Origin of the sequence: Chromobacterium sp. S0633 (assembly GCF_024158805.1) — a bacterium.
In the GTDB taxonomy this organism is placed as follows: Bacteria; Pseudomonadota; Gammaproteobacteria; order Burkholderiales; family Chromobacteriaceae; genus Chromobacterium.
Map to the genome: position 1 here is coordinate 1 of NZ_JAMZGH010000136.1, position 529 is coordinate 529.

Genomic DNA, 529 nt, shown 5'->3' on the forward strand with positions numbered 1-529 from the left:
CGTCCGCGTAAAGAGTTAACTCTACGCTTCCTTCTCGCCGTCTTTATATATTCGGCTTCTTCAGTTTGTTAAAGATCGGGCGTTAAAAATACAACGCAAACACAATCAAGCTATCTTGCAAACTCGCTTGTGTTTGAGTTGTGGTGGAGGATGACGGGATCGAACCGACGACCCCCTGCTTGCAAAGCAGGTGCTCTCCCAACTGAGCTAATCCCCCTCTAAACCTGAAATGCCGCGTTGAAACGCGCCTCGTGTGCATCAGCACACTTCGCCGCCTTTCGCCTTGCCTTTCAGCTTTATTTGTGCGGCCGGATTACTCCGACAACAGAAATTCTGGTGGGTCTGGTTGGACTCGAACCAACGACCCCCGCCTTATCAAGACGGTGCTCTAACCAGCTGAGCTACAAACCCATTTCTTGTTCAGCCATCGCTGGCTGACGCCCTTAACTACAAATAACCGATAGGCTGTAAGTACTCGATCAACAACCTTCTCTAGAAAGGAGGTGATCCAGCCGCAGGTTCCCCTACG

At 50.7% G+C, this 529-nt stretch carries 2 tRNA genes; both read right to left on the reverse strand.

Annotated features, from left to right (window positions below):
- Positions 1 to 141: 141 nt before the first annotated feature.
- A tRNA-Ala gene (locus tag NK214_RS24965) sits at positions 142 to 217 on the reverse strand.
- A 117-nt stretch (positions 218 to 334) separates the two neighbouring features.
- A tRNA-Ile gene (locus NK214_RS24970) sits at positions 335 to 411 on the reverse strand.
- Positions 412 to 529 lie beyond the last annotated feature (118 nt).